Raw genomic sequence first — 22,228 nt, 5'->3', positions numbered from 1 at the left:
TCCAAGTTTACCGGGTATTATTTGGTATTCTTGAAGAAGACTAATTATTATTCAGACTTTATCTCATGAGGATAATCAAAAAGATATTAAAATACATTGGGATCATTTTAATACTCCCGGCATTATATCTTATCGTATCTCTTGTATTAACTTATATCCCAGTAAATGGAAAACAAGGTAGCGAAGAAAAAAATCATACCGTTTACCTAAGTTCTAATGGTGTTCATTTAGAAATTATCATTGCCAAAAATGACTTAAATGCTAGTGTATTAAAAGATCAGTTAAACACTTCCCAAGCACAATATTTTTCATTTGGCTGGGGCGATAAAAACTTTTATGTCGAAACCCCATTATGGGCAGATCTTACTTTTGTTAATGGATTTCAAGCCTTATTTCTTAATACTCCAACCTTATTACATGTTACCAGATATTCTTCTATGCAAGAGGATTGGGTTGCTCTAAAAGTCAATCAAAAACAGCTTAAAAAGATAAACCAATATATCTCGGCTACTTTTAGATTAAATAGCGAAAATAAAAAAATAGTGTTACCAGGTTTAGGGTATTACAAAAACGATGACTTTTATGAAGCTACAGGAAATTACACCTGTTTTAATACCTGCAATAGCTGGGTTAACACCGGATTAAAACAAAGTAACATAAAAGCATGTTTATGGACTCCATTTGATTTTGGATTACTAAGTATGCACAAAAATCAATCTGACAAATAAAAAAAGACCTGTCTGATTTGATAACAGACAGGTCTAGAAATATTATAAAAATGCGACTTATTTCTTAGGCATCATTACTGCATCTATAGTATGAATAAGTCCATTAGATGCTTTTACATCTGTAGTCACTAAGTTACCTCCATTACCCATTTTATCGATAAGAAAAACTCTATCTCCTTTCATTGTTGCTGTCAACAAATTCCCTCCTATTGTTTTTAACTTTACACTTCCGTTACCTTCATTAATTGCAATAACCATATCTTCTTTTGTAATTACACTAGGTATGATATGACAATTCAAAATAGCTTTTAATTGCTCCTTATTTTCTGGTTTTAGTAATTTTTCTAATGTGACCGGGTTTAACTTGTCAAAAGCTAAATTTACCGGAGCAAATATGGTAAACGAACCTTTATCCTCTAGTGATTTTGCTAATTCGGTTACTTTAATTGCAGATGTGAGTGTAGAAAACCCCTTATCCATAGAAGCAAATTCGAGTATAGTGGGTAGTTTTTCCTTAACGGTTTCCGATGGTATCACATTCTGCGCTATTAGTTTTTCGTTTTGTGTAGTCCTATCATTTTTCGTTTCACTACAAGCGGTCATTAATAACAATCCGGAGAAAGCAAAAACTGGTAATACATTTCTAATTTTCATTGTAAGAGTTTTTCGTTTTTTTGTTTGTATGAAAACGGTATAGAAGCATTTTCCTTTGGTAAATTTTGGTTAAACATATCTTAACAAAACACTAAATTCATTATTCGACACATTTTAAGAACCAAAGTATACTGCCGTACCATTACTCTATAAAGGTAGCAGGGATGGCAAAACTACAAGCGTTAACTTATTATCCGTAATGTTTCTTCTAGTATTCGTTTTTAGCCATACTCATAATGATTTTCTTAATCTAGATTATTTTTTTGGTCATCTTATATGCTCAATTTTGTTTTAAGTAAATAAAATCAATGACATGAAAAAAGATCGAATCGATATTAGTGAGGTTAATCCAAATGCCTACAAGCCCATTTTGACACTTTACGATGATATTAAAAAAAGCTCACTATCAGACTTAGAGTTTTTATTGATAGAAATTAGGGCTTCACAGATTAATGGTTGTGCCTACTGTGTGCAAATGCATATTCAGGAAGCTGTTAATCAAGGAGAAAAACAATATCGCATACATGCCTTACCTTTTTGGCGAGAATCTCCTTTTTTTTCTGAAGAAGAACAAATTATTCTGGAAATAACAGAAGAGGTAACTCATATTTCTGTAAATGGATTAAGTGATGAGTTGTATCAAAAAGCCATTCGTCTTTTTGGTGAAAAAAAAGTAGCAGACATCATTATGGCTATTTGTTGTATTAATGTATGGAATAGAATAGGAAGAGCTACTTTAATGACTCCGATACCTTCTCAAGAATAATTAAATTTTATATCTATGAAGATTATCGGATTCAAAACATCATTATCTGCCAAACTAAGTGGTGTTCTAATTACTCTCTTCGGTATTGACATGTGTAGTACTATTGGTGTTAAAGCACCGTTAGATTATTCTGTATTCTCTGCTGCAGGAGCCGCATTTGGGCTTAGTATACTTAAAGAAAAATACTTCGAAATTGATACATTATTAAATAAAAAGCAATAAGATCAAGCACAGAAGGTAAACCAAAGTATAAACTTTTTTTATACTTTGGTTTACCTATGTCTTTAACATCCAAAATAAAATAGTATGAGTTTAGTTATTTTCTCACTCATAATTATTTTATAGTCTCATTAGTTGTTTTATCAATATCTACAATTTCTAATCTATAAATTAATTCTCCGTATCTAATTCGGTTGGGCATATCTTCGTAGATATCAATAAATGTGCGATCTGTATAACTTTCTGGAATCAAAAAAGGTCTATTGCCCATATACGTCTCTACTATCAAAATATCATCTTGATGCGCTCCTACTGCTTTAGACATCGTATTAGCTAGCGAGTTCCCTTCATAAAATGCTGCCATATCTACAACTCTAAAATCTTTATCCATAGCGATATCAAACCTGTAATTATTATAGTTTGATTCTTCTGGATTAGGTAGACTAAATGCAAACTTAAATTCATTTTCCAGTACTTCTTCGTGATCCCATGTTTTCACTAAATAAGTACCAGGAAGGAGCGTTTTTTGCACCGAATTTCCTGGGTCAATTATTTCGTTTATTGCCCAAACATCACTTGGTTTACCATCTTCATAAATCATCTCAAAAGTAACTGACTTTTGTTCTTCACTGGTATTAAACAATCTAAAATGCTGTCTTGCCCCATCTTCTTCATTTGCTATACTACCAAGAATGATTGCCCCTAGTACCAAAAAAATAGCAAATCCGATAAAAAATTTTATAATTGTTTTCATATTAAATTTTCTGAAATGTATTACCCGTTATACTTAGCGCTTTTTTCATAAGACTTGCATTCTCCTCTTTATATTTTCTTAGTATTACTGACTTAATAAGAGTTGTCAAAATTATTCCTGGAATAAGAGCTATGACTCCTCCTAAAGCTCCTGCCAATTTATAGCCTGGTAAAAAATCTAATGGCGCTATATGGTTAGCTCCCATATAAGCACCTATAAGCATAAAAGGAAAAACTATAACATACATCAGGAAACTACCAATCTTTGTAGATTCTGAAACCTCTATATTTAAATCATTAAAATGTTGTTTCTTCCAATGTAGAGATAATGAAGCACCAACTTTATTTCCCTTTCTTATTTTTATGTCATAGCTCCAATCATCTTCTATTTCGGTGTCTTTCCCTAAAGAAACTATATACTCATCTCCAAAATCATTATCTAATCTAGCTGCTAACCCAGAAACATATTCTTTTATTTCTTCTTTAGCTGCATTTACATCTTCTGCATTTAATTTATAAACCATTTGCTATTATTCACGTATTAAAAATTGCTTGATCTTCTTTAATTATACCTTCTATTTCTTTTTCAAATCGTAACCATTTTGGTAATAATATTAAGATGGGAAGAATACCAGAGACCAGTATTCTTGCCATTGTTGATGGCGCAAACCCACTTATTACTATATGGTTTTTATCAGATTTAGTTTTCAACTTAACAGAAGCACCTATCCAGTTACTTTTCTTAATGACAACATCTGCTCCTATCAAGGAGCTTAGATACACCTCATATCCAAAAGGAGAGAATATGGTGTCCAGATAATCTTTTAGTACCTCTTTGGTAAGAGTTTTCTCTGCGGTTATTTCAATTTTTCTCGCCATATTTAGTTTCCAACAATTCTATAATCACTTCATTAAATGTAACGTTGATCATCACATGAGTATAAGTCAACGAATTTCTTTGGTTCAAATCAAAAGGTTACAATTTTTGATTCAATTCATTTTCCCACTCTTCATAATTCTTCACAATGATTCTATATGTTTCATTCTGTTGATCTGTAACCTCCAGGACATTTTTTGTTACACCATGTTTTCCCTGGCTTATTTTCTGTATATCTTTAAACTCAAGATTAAATCCAAAACTTTTCTTTTCAACTTGTTTTTTGAGTAGACTCCCCAAAAGTCCTAATCCACTTACACCTGTCTTATGGGCATCTAAAACGAGTCTATTGGGTGTTAGATACAATGTTCCCTGCATCAAGTTTACTTTTGATTTAAGATATCCTACTTTTTCTTCTTTTTGAATTCCTTCTTTTACTAACTCTTCTTTCATAACTATTTTTTGCCGGCTATGTAACCTTTTTTATAATCAGTATCTGTATTTTATTATTGATACAGTAAGATTATTATTGTTTATTTCACTTTATCACAACTTAATTCTCCTCTATGACCAATAGTATGCTGCCTAATGTTTTCATCATATTGTCCATTACCTAAATAGGGTTTTAAAAACCCAAAATTTCTATAACCACAGCCTTCATCATCAGAATATAGCACATCCCCTTCTACATAATTTCCTGTAATATTTCCATAATCATCCCTTAAGATTTGCCAATCTAATGTGATTATAACTTTATGAAATTTCACTCCTGGCCAGTCTTTAGTATTTGCCCACAACTCAATTTGTTGCATCATTTCAGCTTCTAAATCTGCATTATGTTTTACAGCAGTAGGCGCTCTTTTTCCTTTTAAAGCTCCTTCTTCAATTTCTTTGGCCATCATTATTAAATCTTCGGTCCCCTCTGTTGTATCATAAGTAATCGTACCAAAATAGAGTTCATCTTCCTGATCCATTTTCCCATCGGTAAGAGAAATTCTTAAACCATGCTTATAAGGATCTAAGCGTTCACCCATTCTCCCTAGTAAAAAAGAAGCCCCGTCTTTATCTATTTTCATATTAGCTATAGAAGAAGGAACTATTTGAAATACCGCATAATTTTTCTCTAAATCTGCTTTTTTCAACCTTTTCACGGTACATTGATTTACTACTTCATTTTCTTTTGGCAACAGATCTTTTTCCATTTTATCCATTCCTATCGTTATCCAATAGTGATTTCTTCCAAAATTATCTTGAAAACGATTACTTAGCCGTCTCAAATAATAGCTATCTTTTATTTTTGCAGGAAAGTAAGCCACTCCCCAAATTTCATCTCCAATTTTAAAATCTGTTTTTATTGTTGAGATATCTTCTTTACCAACAGTAGGTTCTTTAGAAAAGAAAACTATTTTCCCTACATTCTTTTGGTGAAAATCTGATGTTGCATCTTTTACAAAATATTCAAGAGGTCCTTTTTCTTCTTCCTTTTTTTTCTTCTTTCCCCAAAGGCTTCCTAACTCCTTTGATAATTCAGACTTAATCCCCAGTTGTTTTTTTGCAGCTTTTAGTTCTTTTTTACTAATCGCCATAACCTCTTTTTTCACAACCAGATTCATATCTCCTAATATCAGAAGTGTTAAAAGATTATTCTTTTTTGTCAAAATGTAACTTTCTTTAGTATCAACACTTTCATAGCTATCTGGTACGCTTTTGAGTAATGAAAAGGCCATTTCTGAAGTTCCTCGATATGTATCGAATGTTGCTTTTATACTTCCATCTCTTCTATTAAGAACAGTAATTTGATTTATTTCATTTCCACTTACAAAATAGAGCCCATCAGGAATTTTTTGAGCACTTATTTTTACAGAAAACAATATTAAAATGACAATGAGAATACTCTTAAATCGATTCATATTATTAAGGTAATTTTTTATGTGCTCAAATATAGATATCGATCAAAACAAAAAAAGCTTTACTTCATATCCGCATTGCTTTTAGTGATATTCGATACATATTATTTGATATTTGAAAAATTAGCAAAGAGCCTTTCTGGGGTTATGATTAGAAATTTTGGCTTTTGATCTAGGATTAAGATCCTTTATTGAATGGTAATATTACATTTCAAGAAAATGAACCACATATAACAATGCAATGAAGAATTTTTGAATGATTTGGTTCTCTACTTTGCAGAAAAAGAAACTGAAGAATTGTGAGTGCGTTTTGATTAGAGAAATAACAGTGCACCAAATATCTAGGTGGACTACATAAAAAAGCTAGTATATCACCTTAATGCTAAAGTAGAATTAGCACTAATAATACATTATAAAATAAGGAATCAAAGTTTAGTCATTGAGCATTTGCCAAAGCTTATCTTTTAACTCTTGCAACCCTTGTTGTGCTACCGAGGAAATAAACAGGTAAGGAACGTTAAGCTGCTGATCTAACTCAACCTTCAGTTCTTCTTTTAATTCATCATCTAACATATCAGATTTCGATATTGCTATAAGTCGTTCTTTATCTAATAAATCAGGATTGTAACGTCGTAGTTCGTCCAAAAGGATTTCGTATTGTGCTTTGATATCAGGGGCATCTGCCGGAATCAAAAACAATAAGGTAGAGTTACGTTCGATATGACGTAAAAAACGATGACCTATACCTTTACCCTCTGCCGCTCCTTCTATAATACCAGGAATATCGGCCATCACAAAAGTTTGAAAATCTCTATATTCTACAATGCCTAGATTTGGTTTAAGTGTAGTAAACTCATAATCTGCAATTTTTGGTTTTGCAGCGGTTATAACCGACAGCAAAGTAGATTTTCCTGCATTAGGAAACCCTACCAATCCAACATCTGCCAGTACTTTAAGTTCTAGAGTAACATCATGTTCTTGTCCTTCTATACCTGGTTGGGCATAGCGAGGAGTTTGATTCGTTGGGCTTTTAAAATGCCAGTTACCTCTACCTCCCATACCGCCTTCGGCAGCAATATATTCTTGGCCTACCTCTGTAATTTCTTTAATGATATCTTGCGTCTCGGTATCCCGAATTACAGTTCCCAGAGGTACGTCTATATAAACATCTTCTCCATCGGCTCCTGTACTCCTGCTTTTACTTCCGTGCCCGCCGTGACCAGCTCTTAGATGGCGTTTAAATTTAAGGTGATGTAGTGTCCACATGTTAGGGTTTGCACGAATAATAACATGACCACCACGGCCTCCATCACCACCATCGGGTCCTCCTTTGGTAATGTATTTCTCACGATGTAAATGTGCAGATCCTTTTCCTCCGTTCCCGGAAGTTATATGTAATTTTACATAATCTACAAAATTCCCTTCTGTCATAATTCGTTTCCTATATCACCCTAATAAAAATCAGGAATATTTCAATTTTATCTTTACTATACCGAGCAAGATTTGGCTTTCACAAACTAAAGTTTGTCTATTACGCTACTCAATCTCTCTGTAATTTCATCGATACCTCCTACTCCATCTACTCCAAAATATTTATCTTGTTTTTGGTAGTAGTTCTTTAAGATAGCTGTTTCGTCATAATATACTTTAATACGATTACGTATCACTTTTTCATCTGCATCATCGGGTCGCCCTGATGTTTTTCCTCTTTCTAACAATCGTTGTACTAACACCTCATCATCTACCTCTAAAGCTACCATTGCACTAACCATTGCTCCTTTTGACTCTAGCAATTTAGCTAGCGAATCTGCCTGAGCTTCAGTTCTGGGAAATCCATCAAAAATAAAGCCTTTAGCCTCTGCATTTTTATCAACTTCGGCATTAAGCATATTGATGGTAACCTCATCAGGTACTAATTGGCCTTTATCGATATATGATTTTGCCAAAGTACCCAATTCTGTTTCATTTTTTATGTTGTATCTAAACACATCTCCTGTAGAGATATGTACCAGATTATATTTTTGTTTTAAAACTTCTGCTTGTGTTCCTTTTCCTGCTCCCGGAGGTCCGAATAACACCAAATTTGTCATGTTGTTTGGTTTTAATTGATAAACTTCTGTAAGATTACGACCTAATCCATTATAATCAAGTCCGTATCCTACAATAAATCGGTTTGGGATTTCTATCCCTATATAATTTATATTAATTTTTTTTGTGTATGCTTCGGGTTTATAAAACAGAGTAGCGATTTTGTATGTTAGGCATCCTTTTTCTACTAACATTTCTGTTAGCACTTCGATCGTATTACCCGTATCTACAATATCCTCTAAGATCACCACTGTTCTTCCTGTAACCTCTTCACCTAGCCCTACTAGCTCTTTAACTTTGTGTGTCGTCTTAGTTCCCTCGTACGAAGCTAGTTTCACGAAACTAATTTCGCAATCATAATCAAACCGTTTCAAAACCTCTGAAGCAAACATAAACGCACCATTTAGCACTCCTATAAACAGAGGATTTTTATCTGCCAAATCTTGATTTAATCCAGCAGACACCTTATCTATTGCAGTCCCTATCTCTTCCTCACTTATAAAAGGAATAAACTGTAAATCGTGCAGTTTTACCATCCTATTTTATACTTGTTCTGGTTTGATTTTTTAATTTAAAGCCGCAAAGATAGTGATTAGAAATGAGCATAACTAAGAATTACGACATCAACCTTCTTATAACTACAGACAGGTCTAAATGGTTACTATACAAACCCAGATTAGTATAGGTTTAATCATCAACACATATCAACCAAATACACCTTCTTGTGGTTAACTTATTGTATTTACCCTTACATTATTGTGGTTATTCCTTCTGAAAAAATTATTTTTGCATCTTAAGACAAATTTGAAACCCCGAAAATGACAAATTTTTTCTCGTCAAACTTTAAGTTAGGAATATTAGGAGGAGGTCAACTAGGCAAGATGATGCTTTATGACACCCGAAAATATGATATCCAAACATATGTCCTCGACCCAAGTCAAGATGCTCCTTGCAAAATTGCATGTGATCATTTTCAACAAGGTAATTTAATGGATTATGAGACTGTTTATAATTTTGGAAAAAAGGTAGATGTACTTACTTTTGAAATTGAAACGGTAAATCTAGAAGCTTTAGTTCAACTAGAGAAAGAAGGCAAAAAGGTCTATCCAAGTTCAAAAACCCTTGAAAAAATACAAAATAAAGGAGAACAGAAGCTTTTCTACGAGGAAAACAAAATTCCTACCGCAGCGTTTACACGGTTTTCTAATAAGGCTCACCTTACCGAAGGAATTACCAATAACAGGATTAAACTTCCATTTGTTTGGAAAAGTACACAGGGAGGATATGATGGTAAGGGTGTTTCGATTATTAGATCCGGAGCCGACTTAGCAAAACTACCTGACACAGAATGCATTGCAGAACATTTAGTTGATTTTAAAAATGAATTAGCTGTAATTGTTGTTCGTAATCCTAGTGGAGAAATCAAAACCTATCCTGTGGTAGAGATGGAGTTTCACCCAGAGGCCAACCAGGTAGAATATGTGATTTGCCCAGCCAGAATTGATTCTAAAATTGCTCAAAAGGCAGTAATAATTGCCGAGAAAGTGTCTAAAGCCTTTGAACACGTAGGGGTACTTGCAGTAGAAATGTTTCAAACACAAGAAGATGACATTCTTGTAAATGAAGTTGCCCCAAGACCACATAATAGTGGGCATTATAGTATCGAAGCCAGCTATACTAATCAATTCGAACAACACATAAGAGCCATTCTAGATTTACCTCTGGGAGCTACAGAAAGTAAAGTAGGTGGTATTATGGTTAATCTGGTTGGTAAAGAAGGACATACGGGAGATGTTATTTATAAAAACATAGAAGAAATCATGAAAATGAAGGGTGTTACTCCCCACATTTATGGTAAAAAACAAACACGTCCTTATAGAAAAATGGGACATGTTACTATAATTCATGAAAACATAGATGAGGCTAGAAAAATAGCTGAAAAAGTAAAAAACACAATTCAAGTAATTAGTTAATAGAGGTATAGGTACTTATTTTAGATACCTTCATACTCTATTATGATTGCTATTTTTTGACAAACAAATACTAACAATAATAAATAATATAATGAGTAAGGTGGGAATAATAATGGGTAGTACTAGTGATATGCCTGTAATGGAAAAAGCTATCGAAGTATTACAAGGTTTTGATATAGAAGTCGAAGTAGATATTGTTTCGGCGCATCGTACCCCAGAAAAGTTATTTGATTATGCCAAAAATGCTCATACCAGAGGCATAAAAGTTATTATTGCTGGTGCTGGTGGTGCTGCTCACCTTCCTGGAATGGTGGCTTCATTATCTCCTCTACCAGTGATTGGAGTTCCTGTTAAGTCACGTAACTCTATCGATGGATGGGATTCTGTTTTATCTATTTTACAAATGCCCGGTGGAGTTCCTGTAGCTACTGTAGCTTTAGATGGTGCACTCAATGCTGGTATTTTGGCAGCACAAATTATAGGGGCAAGTGATACATGTGTTTTAGATAAAATCTTAGTCTATAAAGAAGGATTAAAGCAAAAAGTAATCGAAGGTGCTAAGCAGATAAAAAAATAACAAAAAAAAGAGTCACTTTTCAGTGACTCTTTTGAATATCAGGCCTTACAAAAGAATATAACAATATTTATTAACCAACTTAAATATATTACACAAAAAATTCATCGTAAGACCATTACTCTTAAAACCTACAACAAAGGTAAAACCTTACTTTAATTACACAATAAAAGTAATGCTAAAATATTCATAGTTTTCGATGAAATACCAATTTCATCGATAAAAAACAATGATTAAGATTTTTTTAACGTTTTTTTGATCGAAAAAACAGACAGTAAATTAGATTTTTTACTAAAAAACCTGATTTTTGGTAAAAAATAGAAGACAAAAGAGCTGCAAAAATGCAGCTCTTTCGATATATTTGGTCTTTGCATTAGAACAATTATTTATATTCATACCCCAAATAAAAATAATCTTTTATTCTAAATACCAGACCATACTAATAAACCTAATCAAATCTATTGGTATAAAATTTAGTTTAATGAAAAACACCTATAACCTGGGTATGTTTTTCGATAAAAGGCTGTTTTTTCCGATGTAAGAACATATAACATAAAAAATTAAGAAGAAATCACTAATACACAATGAACAATCCACTATTAAAACCATTTGATGCTGCACCATTTTCAGAAATAAAGTCAGATCATTTTTTACCAGCTATTAAAAACGGTATTTCTATCGCCAAAAAACAGGTTGATGCAATTGTCTCTAATTCTGAACCACCTTCATTTTCTAATACAATAGAAGCTCTAGAATATTGCGGAGAACTACTGGATAGAGTGACCAGTGTTTTTTTCAATTTAAATAGTGCTGAGACTAACGAGGATATTCAAAAAATAGCACAAGAAGCCTCTCCTTTACTTTCAGAATTTAGTAATGACATAGCACTCAATCTAGATTTATTTAAAAGAATTGAAGTGGTATACACACAAAAAGAATCATTAGATCTTAATCCAGAACAATCCAGGCTTCTTGAAAAAAGATATAAATCATTCTCGAGAAATGGAGCTAATCTTCCTGACGAAAAAAAAGAAAAACTAAGAGAGGTTGATAAAGAGCTTTCGACACTAAGCCTAAAGTTTGGTGAAAATGTCTTAGCCGAGACTAATAAGTTTGAAATGTTGCTTACCGATGAATCTGATGTAGCTGGTTTACCAGAAGGAGCTAAGGAAGCAGCCAAATCAATGGCAGAAGCAAAAGGTAAAAAAGGGTGGTTAATCACCCTGGATTACCCAAGTTACATTCCTTTTATCACATATGCCGATAATCGAGAGTTACGCAAAAAACTAGCTCTTGCTTTTGGATCCAAAGGGTTTCACAATGATGATCTTGATAACCAGGAGATTGTTTTAAAAATTGCAAATCTTAGACATCAACGTGCTCTTCTTTTAGGATATTCCTCTCATGCCGATTATATCCTGGAAGAACGAATGGCAGAAACTCCTGATACTGTATTTTCTTTTCTAAATGAAATTTTAGAGAAAGCTAAACCTGCAGCAGAAAGAGAATTTAAACAATTAGCATCTTATGCCAAGGAGTTAGATGGGATTGATCACTTGCAAAAATGGGACGGAGCTTACTATTCTGAAAAATTAAAACAAAAACTCTTTGATCTTGATGATGAAAAACTGAAACCTTATTTCAAGCTAGAAAATGTAATTGAAGGTGTTTTTACTGTTGCTCATAAATTATTTGGTCTTCAGTTTAAAGAAGTTAATAATGTAGACAAGTATCATGAAGAAGTAAAAACCTATCACGTTACTGATACTGAAGGCAATTTTGTTTCATTGTTTTATGCCGATTTTCATCCCAGACCTGGAAAACGGAATGGAGCATGGATGACATCCTACAAATCACAAATGAGGAAAAATGATAAAAACATAAGACCTCATGTTTCTATTGTTTGCAATTTTACCAAACCTACACCTAGTAAACCATCTTTATTAACCTTTAATGAGGTAACAACACTATTTCATGAATTTGGTCATGCACTACATGGTATGCTAGCCAATACTACCTACCCTGGTTTGTCGGGAACTAGTGTGTACTGGGATTTTGTAGAATTACCAAGTCAGGTTCTAGAAAATTGGTGTTATGAAAAAGAAGCTTTAGAGCTTTTTGCAAAACACTATGAAACAGGTGAAATAATCCCAATGGAATTGGTCGAAAAGATTAAAGAATCTGCAACCTTTATGGAAGGTATGGCTACATTACGTCAATTAAGTTTTGGATTACTCGACATGTCATGGCATGCCCAGGATCCTGGCAGTATAAAAGATGTAAAAGCACATGAGAAAACTACTTTTTCGGCAACTTCTTTATACCCAAATGTAGAAGAAAATTGTATGAGTACAGCTTTTTCTCATATTTTTCAAGGAGGGTATTCTGCAGGATATTATTCGTATAAGTGGGCAGAAGTATTAGATGCTGATGCTTTTGAGTATTTTAAAGAAAATGGAATTTTTAATCGTGAAATCGCTACCAAATTTAAAGATCATGTGTTATCTAAAGGAGGTACAGAAAACCCGATGACTCTTTATAAACGTTTTAGAGGAAAAGAACCTAAACCCGAAGCGTTATTAAAACGAGCAGGATTAATTAAATAAAAAATACCATGAGTCTATTGGAGTTTTTGACTTCAATAGACTCGATATGGTAGATCTATACATTCTTCATTATCATTTCATAATTATCTTCTTTGTATATTTTTCTGATCTATCCAAAGTATACCCAGTCAGAAGCTCTTTAAATATTGATTTAGAAAGCTTTATTTTTAAGCCTAATCTCTTGTACAATAGTTTCCTTTTCATAAACATGAATACAAAACTATATAGGTCTTTATGTTTACTGGATTAAGTAATAATAAGGTTTTTTAAATCCGTTCTATATACCAGAATTCTCAAAACCCTGTTTTCGGGGTATAGGAATGAAAATATTATTCTTTTTTTTGAACTAAAGCTCATTAATAGTAAAGCTTAAGAACAGTTATACATTTTTAGAATTAAATAGTGTTATACCAAATTCATATTAATTAAATTATTGTAAAAAATGAAAAAAACAATTTTAACTTTAGGGAAGGTCTTAAGTAAAACTCAGCAAAGAAGTATTAACGGTGGCAGGTACACAGAATGTAACTCTGATTCTGATTGCCCTAATAATATGTCGTGCTGTTATTTTTCTTTGTATAAAACTGAAATATGTGCCTTTAAACAATTTTGTTAATACCTCTCTGATTGTCCTTTGTTAATGTATAGATCATTTGTTCTCTTAAGAGTTTATAAGTGTGAGATATCTATGCTTTATAGAACTTCTGATCTCTTGGGGCAAACAATAGAGGTATTTTAATAATAAAAAAGCAGATACATTAGTAAAATGTGTCTGCTTTTCTTGTTTTAAAAGGAATATACTTTTCCTCGAATTATGACGAGTTTGTATGCCAAATTCAAAATTCAAACAATCGTTTTGGGATTGAAATATTGTTTGAGCAATTTCTATTATTTTTTATGTATTTGTAGTTTCTTTTTTTGATCTATCTCAAAATAAGTGAAACAAAGTTTCGTAAGAAAAAGATTCTCCTTTAATAAAGCTACTAAATACCGTAATACGTCTTGTCTGATTCTATCACTAATTAAGTGCACAAATCATTCCGGGGCAGTTATTAATAAACCCATCTTAACTTCTTCTTTATTTTCACCAACAAAAAAGTTAAGATGGATTTCTATGATATGTTATAATTATTTTATAATCATCTGTTTTGTAGCGCTTTTTGCCCCATTAAAAAGTGTCAAAAAGTATACTCCTGTAGAAAATTTAGAAGTATTGATTTGAGTAACTTTATTTTTAAGCCTAATCTCTCGTACAATATTTCCTTTTACATCTACAACCAATACACTTCCTGATTTCCATAGTTCATTATTAACCGTGATCTCTATATGATCTTCTGTTACAGGATTAGGATAAAAATCAAAAGACATGCTATCATCTTCTAATAGATCAACCGTAGAGCTTCTTGCAAACAGTGCTCCACAAGATCCTATATAAGTCCAGCCAGTACTGGTTCTTTCATAAAGACTACCTTGATACGTTACTCGATCACCAGGCTGATAGGTTTCAGAAGAGCTGTACGGTGGAACACCGGCACAAGGATCACTGCTTCCTCCTGTAGTGGTTACATTTATCACATTACTTGCAGCAGATACATTACCTGCAGCATCTTTTGCTTTTACACTAAATGTATATGCAGTACTAGCTGTTAATCCTGTGATGTTAGCAGTGGTTCCAGAAACAGATGTTTCAACCGTATTTCCTTTATACACATCATATCCCGTCACTCCTACATTATCTGTAGAAGATGTCCATGATAGGGTTAAGGTGGTTTGTGCTACATTTGATGAAGCTAATCCCGAAGGAGCAGAAGGTGCCTGGGTATCTCCTCCACCAGATCCTCCGATAACAACAGTATAATCTTCTACTTCTCCATACTCAAAAGATTCACAAGCTGTAGGAATTTTATTATATTTCATAGAAACTCTCATTCTTGTGCTTCCATTTTTTGCACTGGCAGGTACAGTAAAACTACCACTTACTGGTGTTGTTTTTGAAGCTGCTTTGCTCCAAACCAATTCGCCAGAATCTGCAAAATCTTTATCTTGATTATAATCAATCCATACTGCATATCCTTCATCATAAGTACTTCCCGACCATTTTGGTGTCACCGTAATAGTATGTGATGTTCCTTTAGAAAGGTTAGTGGTTTCTGCTGTAAAATCACTATACCCTCCGCTTCCAGCAGTAGAGGTTTTATTAATTGTTCCCAAAGCTACCTTACCAATATACTCATCTGATGTTTTTTGCCCATTAGAAGCACAATATCCTGTTGGAGGGTTTACTACACCCCCGGCATTAGAAACTTCTATAAGATATTCTAAAGCTAATTTTGCAAATTTGGCTGCATGTGTTGCATTCGCAGTAGGAAAGTTAGATGATGTATCTCCAGAAGTATGAATCTTCGGGTTACTTTCTCTGAATTTAGCTTCAATAGGAAATGCTGTTTCATATCCTTGTTGTGCAAAACTGTGGTGATCAGAACATCCATAGTTACAAGCAGAAGTACCATATGTAATTTTATGTGTTCCCGAAGCATTATAATGATCCATTAATCTAGTTAAAAAATTATTCAAAGAAGTACTGTTATATGAATCGGTTGTAATAAAAATATCATTTGTAGACCCTTTGTAATTAGTCATATCCAACTGTACATAACTCACTATATTTACATTACGATTTTTATAATCTCTTGCTATTTCTTTAGATCCTACCAAACCTATTTCTTCTGCAGCAAATGCCATAAACTCTACTGTTCTTTTTGGCTTGTAGTTCATGCTAAATAATACTCTGGCTACTTCTGTAATTGTTGCGATACCAGAAGCATTATCATCTGCTCCCGGAGCATTATTTTGATCACGTGGCGATGTCGAATCCAAATGTCCTCCTAAAACCACGTATTCATTTGGTTTTTCTGTACCTGTAATCGTCATAACAACAGACGGCATTGGCGAGCCAGAATGATTAACCAATCTAACCGATACATCACTACGATTACCAGCAAGTCCTTCCCATTTTGCTTTTAAATCTGTAGAAGCTCTTTTTGCACTACTTTTAGTATGGTAACGGGTACCATAATTCTCAAGCTCTTTTATTTGTCTATCAATATTAGCATTATTTACCAACCCTAAACTTTGATTTACTAATTGATCCTGAGTAATCTCAAAAGCAACTGCTGCTTTTGCTAAGGATTGATTCTTTGATTTTTGAATTGAATTAGCTTTTATTATTGCTTCTATAGCAGCTTTTTCTGAAGTTTCATAAAAATATCCTGGCCCATGCCTTAATCCAGTGTGATGTAGTTCTTCTGCCGAATGTTCATTTAACATTACGGCGCTATATTCGTTAACCGACTTAATAATTTTCACATCATTTGGATGATTCTTTTTTAGTTTCAATGCATCCTGAGTATCCATTGTCGCATGAAACATTTTTGATCGTTCCTGCGCATAAATACATGACGTTAATACGCTTAGCGATACCGCTAAAAAAAATAGATTTAGTTTTCTCATCGTTAGTTTAGTTTGTTGAGTTTATAATTTGTGTTTGTGTAGTAGCTAAAGTACATAATACCAAAGTCGAACAAAAGACGGTTTATCGTAGAGTAATCAAGGTAAATCCGTAATAATCTATCAATTACAAAAAATGTAAAAGATGGATACGTTTTAGAAATTATCATCTAGAAAATATCAGGTCATTCATCGATAATAAAACCTATTGCAAAAACAAACTTGTTTCTGCCAAACTATGCAATACGTAGTTCACCTAAAATTAAAAGTTATACCCTAAGACCTCTTGTCGTCAAGTCTTTTTGTGAAGTGATGTTATAGATCAGTTGCGCTCGGGAGGGATCCCAAGTTGCATACCAAATGCTCGTAAGTAGGTTAGTAAGTTTCATAAGTTGATTTTTGTGTATTTAAGCAAACTAAGCTATCAAAAAAATCCTGCCTAACCAATATATGTATGTCCTAAATCAATGAAAAGATGTCCTAAAACACAATTTAGTACACCCTTTGGCTATACTATAGCCAATACATCACATCAAAATATTACTGATTTGAAGTACATATTATTTTCTATGTTTCAATATTTTTTGAAAGTTTGAAATTTTTTATATATTTGTAACATGAATTATGATGAAGCAAAAAATAAGTTTATTTCTACCTGGGGATCTTTAGGAACCTTATGGGGTATTAATAAAGCAATGGCACAGATCCATGCTTTATTATTAATATCTCCAAAACCTCTTTCTATGGAAGATATTATGGAACAATTACAAATCTCTAGAGGCAATACCAGTATGAATCTACGTCAATTGATGGATTGGGGTATTGTTTTCAAAGAAAATAAAATGGGAGAACGAAAAGAATATTTTACCTCAGAAAAGGACGTACAGGAATTAGCAAGGCAAATCGCCAAAGAAAGAAGTAGAAGAGAGTTACAACCGACTATCAAAATCTTAAAAGATGTTTCGAACATTGATGAAGATGGGACCGCAAAAACCAAAGAATTAATAAAGCAAACCAAGGCATTACATGAAATGGCTGACACCTTAGATATTTTAATGAATAGAGTTATTGGTCAGGATCATAACTGGATCACAAAAGCATTGGTAAAGTTAATTAAATAAAAAGCACTGTAAACAAAAAAGGAGGCGTTCTCCTTTTTATTTTCAATTATAGTTTCAATTTTTTCTGAAACTTTAAAATTATAGAAATATGAAAACAATACACAATATAAACAAATGGAGTTTTATCATCACTTTGATATTATATCTTACCATTTATTATGGATTACTAGCTCAAATTTTTCTCGGCGGTATACAAGTAACTCTTGCAATAACCTTATTCATGTACTGGAGAAAATTCAATAATCAACAAAAGAAACACCTATTAATTTACTCATGCCTGACTATCATTTATGGATTATTATGCCTAACAGACATTATGAATTCTGACTTTGCTCCTATATTCCTATTTATTATTCCTATGACCATTGCTGGATACTTTGTATATACTACCTATAAAATTAAAAAAATAAGCTATGAGTTTAAATATAATAGCATATAGTATTTACATATTCATAACCGCGTTTATCATTATCAAAGTAGGATTAATTTGTTATCAAAACGGAAACATCTTTGTTACACATCTCATTCCTAATGACACCGAGTTTTGCATACGTATTAATAATATACTTTTAATTGGGTATTACTTATTAAATATCGGGTATGCTATAATTACTTTATCTGGTTGGCCTACCTTACAAACAATAACTCAAATGGTAGAGGTAATATTTAATCGTATGGGAATCATTATTTATACTCTAGCAGGACTGCATTATTTCAACCTTTTCTGGATTACAAAATTTATCAAAAACTTTAAATAACAATCTATTATAACATTATGGAAAATTCTAAAATTTTTATCGGCTACATCATTTATCTCCCTATCGTAATTACGCTAACTTATTTTGTTTCTAGAACACTATTCAAAAATGGTAAAACATTTATGATTGACATTTTTAGAGATCGAAAAGATATCGCTTTAGCTACAAATCGATTATTTGAAGTTGGTTTTTATTTATTAAATATTGGTTGGGCTTTACTTATCCTTAAAATTGACTCTTATGATTTTCAAAATACCTATCAAAATCTTATTGAAATTTTAAGCTTCAAAGTAGGTGGTTTTTCAATGTACTTAGGGACAATGTTATTTCTTAATCTACTTCTTTTTTTTAGAGGAAGAAAAAAAGCTAGCAGAAAACTTTCTTCAACACTAAAAACAGTACAAACTCAAGATCCACATGCTCAATCGTAGAAAAACAAATTATTTATTCATCCAAAGTTTAATAATTACAACTAAAGATTATGAGTACACTTACCATATTACAAAAACTAAGACTTAAGAAATCTACTACAAAAGAAAAAATAATCAGGTTTTATGATGAAGCTACAGAAGATTATGAGTTCTGGAGCACCGATTTCAATATGCATTTTGGATACTATATTCCTTTTAAAACCAGTATTCTAAAAAGGGATTCTATACTTAACGAAATGAATCAGCAGGTTTTTGATCGCTTACAAGTTCCTAAACAAAATTCGCTTGTAACAGATCTGGGATGTGGTATTGGCGGGGCGATACAGTATGGATTAAGAAAATATCCCCTACTACATATCATTGGTGTAACACTTTCTTCTTTTCAGGTAAGAGAGGGAAATAAAAGATTACAACATAAAAATGGATTGATTTTAGAAGAAAATTATTGCCATACATCTTTCAAAACCAACAGTGTAGATGGAGCTTATGCCATAGAAAGTTTTTGTCATTCGGGACACAGTAAAGAAGCACTTCAGGAAGCATACAGAATACTAAAGCCCGGATCCAAATTAGTGATAGCCGATGCGTTCTTAAAAAAAGACGAAGAGCAATTATGTATAGGTAGTAATTATTGTTATGAACAACTTTGTAAAGGATGGAGTCTAGAAGGTTTAGGAAGTATCAAAAAAGTAGAACAGACATTAAGACATATAGGTTTTAAGGATATAAATATCGAAGATGTATCATTTAGAGTTGCTCCTTCGGTTCTTCATGTTCCCTTCGCAATTACGGGATTTATGCTAAAAAAACTATGTAGAAAAGAAACCCTAAAACCACAAAGCTGGAAAAACTTAAAAGGATCACTATTTGCATTACTTTCTGGTCTGCATATCAAAAGTTTTGGATATTATTTAATCACCGCAGAAAAATGAAATTAGAAAACATATGAAAAAAATAGTTATAGCAGCAGGAACAGGTTTTCTTGGAAAGATACTTGTAGAATATTTTAAAACGAAAGCAGAAACTATTACAATTCTAACTCGTGGAAAAAGCAGAACAGAAAATAACGTTCAATTTATTCATTGGAATGCAAAAACCTCTGGAGATTGGATACAAGAACTAGAGAATTCAGAAATATTAATCAACTTAACAGGTAAATCAGTAGATTGTAGATATACCCAAAAGAATAAAGATCTTATTTTGAATTCAAGAGTGATCTCAACCTCAATTCTGGGAGAAAGTATACGTAAATGCAAAAACCCTCCCAAAATCTGGTTAAACTCATCAACAGCAACCATTTACAAACATTCTTTACATAAAGAAATGAATGAAATTGATGGAGAAATAGGAACTGGTTTTTCTGTTGATGTCGCTACATCATGGGAAAAAACTTTTTTTAACCAACAAACCCCAAAAACCAGAAAAATTGCATTAAGAACATCTATTGTCTTAGGAGAAAAGGGAGGAGCTTTGCCATCAATTCTTAATTTAATCAAAATTGGGTTAGGTGGAAAACAAGGTAATGGGAATCAAAAATTAAGCTGGATACACGAAGTAGACTTTGCAAGAAGTATCGAATTTATTATTAAAAACTCTAGCATTGAAGGTGTGATAAATATTGTTTCACCTAAACCAGTAACCAACTTAGTTTTTATGAAAACACTTAGGAAAGTTATAAAAATCCCTTTTGGAGTTCCTATTTCAAAGCCTATACTTCAGCTTGGAGCCAGAATCATCAACACAGAAGCTGAACTTGTACTCAAAAGTAGAAATGTAATTCCTTCAAAACTCATAAATAACGGATTTCAGTTCTCATATCCCGAACTTAAACCGGCACTAATTTCACTTACTTAGAAAATTATGACAACTATACGACTAACAACTCAAATAAAATCCCCTGTTGAAGAGGTATTTGATTTAGTCAGAAGTATTGATTTTCATATGATATCCGTAGATAACACTAAAGAGAAAGCCATAGCAGGAAAAACTTCGGGATTAATCCAATTAGGAGAAACCGTTACTTGGAGAGGGCAGCATTTTGGGATTTATCTCATTCACAAAAGCATAATTACAGAGTATGAATCCCCAAATAACTTTACCGATGAAATGGTCAAAGGATGTTTTAAATCTTTTAAACATCAACACATTTTTTATACAACAGCATTTGGAACAGAAATGATCGATATACTCGAATACAAAACACCTTATGGTATTTTAGGTAAATTATTTGATAATCTAGCTCTAAAAAAACATCTTACTCAATTTCTTAATGCCCGTAATCAATCTCTAAAACTGTATTTAGAATCTAAAAATGTAGTAAAATCGCATCATGATAACTGTTTGTAAGGATTCAATATTAGCAGACACAAAATACTGATTCGTTAAAGCCCCTATAAGATTCAACTTTTTATCCTATTTTTGGTGAATATAACAACAGGAAATATAATGTCAACAAATACCATAGACCCAAATATGTGGGTGGATAAGTACAGTGATTACCTATTCAACTATACCATTGTAAGAGTTGATGATAAAGAAATTGCCCAGGATTTAGTACAGGAAACATTCTTTGCCGGACTTAAATCCATGAAAAATTTCAAAGGTGAAGCTAGTGAACGTACCTGGCTTATTTCTATTCTGAAAAGAAAAATCATTGACCACTATCGCAAAATTAATAGTAACAAAGGTAAAGCAGAGGTAAGAATGAACTATACCTCTGATTCTGAAACTGAAGGTGATTGGTTAGAAGAACGTGTAGCGGATCCTTTTGATGGTAATGCAGAAGGCGAGATCGAAAACGAAGAGTTAGGCTTAGCCATACATGATTGCATGGGAAAATTACCCCAAAAACAAGCGCTGATTTTTAAATTAAAAACAATTCAAGGTTTCGATACTGAGGCTATTTGTAATGAATTTGATATCACTGCGTCTAACCTATGGGTGATCATCCATAGAGCACGTACAGCTATGGCCGAATGCCTGGAAAAAAATTGGTTTTAGGAAAAATGAGTAATAAAAAGAAGGGAATAATAGTAAGTTGTTCAGAAGCAAATCACTTCTGTGATAAAAATCAATATAAAGAAGCTACTTTTTGGGAAAAAGTAAAACTAAACATACATTTGATTTATTGCAGAGCATGTAGAAAGTACACTGCAAAAAACATGAAATTAACCAAATTGGTAAAAAACCCAAAAGTAATTAGTATTAATCGTTCTGATAAAGACGCAATGAAAGAACGACTAAAACAAAGAATGTAATCCTAAATA

The 22,228-nt window shown here is 32.7% G+C and carries 24 protein-coding genes; 15 read left to right on the top strand and 9 right to left on the bottom strand.

From position 1 onward, the window contains the following. Positions 1 to 65: 65 nt before the first annotated feature. Positions 66 to 728, top strand: a complete 663-nt coding sequence (locus ATO12_RS16415; protein ID WP_034243815.1) for a TIGR02117 family protein — start codon at positions 66 to 68, stop codon at positions 726 to 728. Between the two features lie 57 nt (positions 729 to 785). Here the strand turns inward: ATO12_RS16415 and ATO12_RS16410 are convergent, their stop codons facing one another. Beyond that, entirely contained in the window at positions 786 to 1,382 is a 597-nt protein-coding gene (locus ATO12_RS16410) for a fasciclin domain-containing protein (protein WP_034243813.1), read from the bottom strand. A gap of 313 nt (positions 1,383 to 1,695) precedes the next feature. Between ATO12_RS16410 and ATO12_RS16405 the strand changes: the two genes are divergently transcribed. Both ATO12_RS16405 and ATO12_RS16400 read left to right on the top strand, forming a co-directional pair. Beyond that, on the top strand, positions 1,696 to 2,148 hold the full coding sequence (locus ATO12_RS16405) for a carboxymuconolactone decarboxylase family protein (protein ID WP_034243811.1): 453 nt from the start codon (positions 1,696 to 1,698) through the stop codon (positions 2,146 to 2,148). 15 nt (positions 2,149 to 2,163) lie between these two features. After that, positions 2,164 to 2,370 (top strand): hypothetical protein, encoded by a 207-nt coding sequence (locus ATO12_RS16400; protein WP_034243809.1) that lies wholly within the window; start codon positions 2,164 to 2,166, stop codon positions 2,368 to 2,370. A 112-nt stretch (positions 2,371 to 2,482) separates the two neighbouring features. Here the strand turns inward: ATO12_RS16400 and ATO12_RS16395 are convergent, their stop codons facing one another. The 7 genes from ATO12_RS16395 to ATO12_RS25365 form a co-directional block, all read right to left on the bottom strand. After that, positions 2,483 to 3,121: a hypothetical protein gene (locus tag ATO12_RS16395; protein ID WP_034243807.1), complete on the bottom strand. Its 639-nt coding sequence runs from the start codon at positions 3,119 to 3,121 to the stop codon at positions 2,483 to 2,485. A gap of 1 nt (position 3,122) precedes the next feature. After that, positions 3,123 to 3,644 (bottom strand): hypothetical protein, encoded by a 522-nt coding sequence (locus ATO12_RS16390; protein ID WP_034243805.1) that lies wholly within the window; start codon positions 3,642 to 3,644, stop codon positions 3,123 to 3,125. Between the two features lie 10 nt (positions 3,645 to 3,654). Further along, the gene (locus ATO12_RS16385) at positions 3,655 to 3,999 is read right to left on the bottom strand and encodes a hypothetical protein (RefSeq protein ID WP_034243803.1); all 345 of its coding nucleotides are present in this window, start codon (positions 3,997 to 3,999) and stop codon (positions 3,655 to 3,657) included. A gap of 97 nt (positions 4,000 to 4,096) precedes the next feature. Continuing rightward, complete coding sequence (locus ATO12_RS16380; RefSeq protein ID WP_034243802.1) at positions 4,097 to 4,450, bottom strand: hypothetical protein; 354 nt, start codon at positions 4,448 to 4,450, stop codon at positions 4,097 to 4,099. Between the two features lie 80 nt (positions 4,451 to 4,530). After that, positions 4,531 to 5,907 carry a hypothetical protein gene (locus ATO12_RS16375; RefSeq protein ID WP_034243800.1) on the bottom strand — a complete coding sequence of 459 codons (1,377 nt, stop codon included), beginning with the start codon at positions 5,905 to 5,907 and terminating at the stop codon, positions 4,531 to 4,533. 429 nt (positions 5,908 to 6,336) lie between these two features. Beyond that, positions 6,337 to 7,335 (bottom strand): GTPase ObgE, encoded by a 999-nt coding sequence (obgE, locus tag ATO12_RS16370; protein WP_034243798.1) that lies wholly within the window; start codon positions 7,333 to 7,335, stop codon positions 6,337 to 6,339. Between the two features lie 86 nt (positions 7,336 to 7,421). Continuing rightward, positions 7,422 to 8,528, bottom strand: coding sequence for an adenylate kinase (locus ATO12_RS25365; protein WP_081802096.1), 1,107 nt, complete (start codon positions 8,526 to 8,528; stop codon positions 7,422 to 7,424). 282 nt (positions 8,529 to 8,810) lie between these two features. Here ATO12_RS25365 and ATO12_RS16360 point away from each other — a divergent pair, with 282 nt between their 5' ends. The 3 genes from ATO12_RS16360 to ATO12_RS16350 all read left to right on the top strand — a co-directional run bounded on the left by ATO12_RS16360 (position 8,811) and on the right by ATO12_RS16350 (position 13,145). After that, positions 8,811 to 9,965, top strand: a complete 1,155-nt coding sequence (locus ATO12_RS16360) for a 5-(carboxyamino)imidazole ribonucleotide synthase (RefSeq protein WP_034243797.1) — start codon at positions 8,811 to 8,813, stop codon at positions 9,963 to 9,965. A gap of 91 nt (positions 9,966 to 10,056) precedes the next feature. Further along, positions 10,057 to 10,542, top strand: coding sequence for a 5-(carboxyamino)imidazole ribonucleotide mutase (gene purE / locus ATO12_RS16355; RefSeq protein ID WP_034243795.1), 486 nt, complete (start codon positions 10,057 to 10,059; stop codon positions 10,540 to 10,542). Positions 10,543 to 11,123: 581 nt separating this feature from the next. Beyond that, positions 11,124 to 13,145, top strand: coding sequence for a M3 family metallopeptidase (locus ATO12_RS16350; RefSeq protein ID WP_034243793.1), 2,022 nt, complete (start codon positions 11,124 to 11,126; stop codon positions 13,143 to 13,145). A 1,128-nt stretch (positions 13,146 to 14,273) separates the two neighbouring features. Here the strand turns inward: ATO12_RS16350 and ATO12_RS25025 are convergent. Beyond that, positions 14,274 to 16,655 carry a M20/M25/M40 family metallo-hydrolase gene (locus ATO12_RS25025; protein WP_081802095.1) on the bottom strand — a complete coding sequence of 794 codons (2,382 nt, stop codon included), beginning with the start codon at positions 16,653 to 16,655 and terminating at the stop codon, positions 14,274 to 14,276. Between the two features lie 614 nt (positions 16,656 to 17,269). Here ATO12_RS25025 and ATO12_RS16340 point away from each other — a divergent pair. From ATO12_RS16340 to ATO12_RS16300, 9 genes are all read left to right on the top strand, one after another. After that, the gene (locus tag ATO12_RS16340) at positions 17,270 to 17,773 is read left to right on the top strand and encodes a GbsR/MarR family transcriptional regulator (protein WP_034243791.1); all 504 of its coding nucleotides are present in this window, start codon (positions 17,270 to 17,272) and stop codon (positions 17,771 to 17,773) included. Between the two features lie 88 nt (positions 17,774 to 17,861). Further along, entirely contained in the window at positions 17,862 to 18,212 is a 351-nt protein-coding gene (locus ATO12_RS16335) for a hypothetical protein (RefSeq protein ID WP_034243789.1), read from the top strand. Next, the gene (locus ATO12_RS16330) at positions 18,187 to 18,531 is read left to right on the top strand and encodes a hypothetical protein (RefSeq protein ID WP_034243787.1); all 345 of its coding nucleotides are present in this window, start codon (positions 18,187 to 18,189) and stop codon (positions 18,529 to 18,531) included. The genes ATO12_RS16335 and ATO12_RS16330 overlap by 26 nt, the downstream gene beginning before the upstream one ends. Before the next feature lie 17 nt (positions 18,532 to 18,548). Further along, positions 18,549 to 18,962: a hypothetical protein gene (locus ATO12_RS16325; RefSeq protein WP_034243785.1), complete on the top strand. Its 414-nt coding sequence runs from the start codon at positions 18,549 to 18,551 to the stop codon at positions 18,960 to 18,962. A gap of 50 nt (positions 18,963 to 19,012) precedes the next feature. Continuing rightward, positions 19,013 to 19,894 carry a methyltransferase domain-containing protein gene (locus ATO12_RS16320; protein ID WP_240486148.1) on the top strand — a complete coding sequence of 294 codons (882 nt, stop codon included), beginning with the start codon at positions 19,013 to 19,015 and terminating at the stop codon, positions 19,892 to 19,894. Positions 19,895 to 19,907: 13 nt separating this feature from the next. Then, positions 19,908 to 20,816 carry a TIGR01777 family oxidoreductase gene (locus ATO12_RS16315; RefSeq protein ID WP_034243781.1) on the top strand — a complete coding sequence of 303 codons (909 nt, stop codon included), beginning with the start codon at positions 19,908 to 19,910 and terminating at the stop codon, positions 20,814 to 20,816. Positions 20,817 to 20,822: 6 nt separating this feature from the next. Then, positions 20,823 to 21,308 carry an SRPBCC family protein gene (locus ATO12_RS16310; protein WP_034243779.1) on the top strand — a complete coding sequence of 162 codons (486 nt, stop codon included), beginning with the start codon at positions 20,823 to 20,825 and terminating at the stop codon, positions 21,306 to 21,308. Positions 21,309 to 21,407: 99 nt separating this feature from the next. Further along, on the top strand, positions 21,408 to 21,962 hold the full coding sequence (locus ATO12_RS16305; RefSeq protein WP_034243777.1) for a sigma-70 family RNA polymerase sigma factor: 555 nt from the start codon (positions 21,408 to 21,410) through the stop codon (positions 21,960 to 21,962). Continuing rightward, positions 21,938 to 22,219, top strand: coding sequence for a hypothetical protein (locus ATO12_RS16300; protein WP_240486147.1), 282 nt, complete (start codon positions 21,938 to 21,940; stop codon positions 22,217 to 22,219). Before ATO12_RS16305 ends, ATO12_RS16300 begins: the two co-directional genes overlap by 25 nt. The last annotated feature ends 9 nt before the right edge of the window (positions 22,220 to 22,228 follow it).

The organism is Aquimarina atlantica (assembly GCF_000626715.1).
GTDB lineage: Bacteria > Bacteroidota > Bacteroidia > Flavobacteriales > Flavobacteriaceae > Aquimarina > Aquimarina atlantica.
The sequence above is the reverse complement of the archived record's forward strand: the minus strand, read 5'-3'. Positions and strand labels throughout refer to the sequence as shown.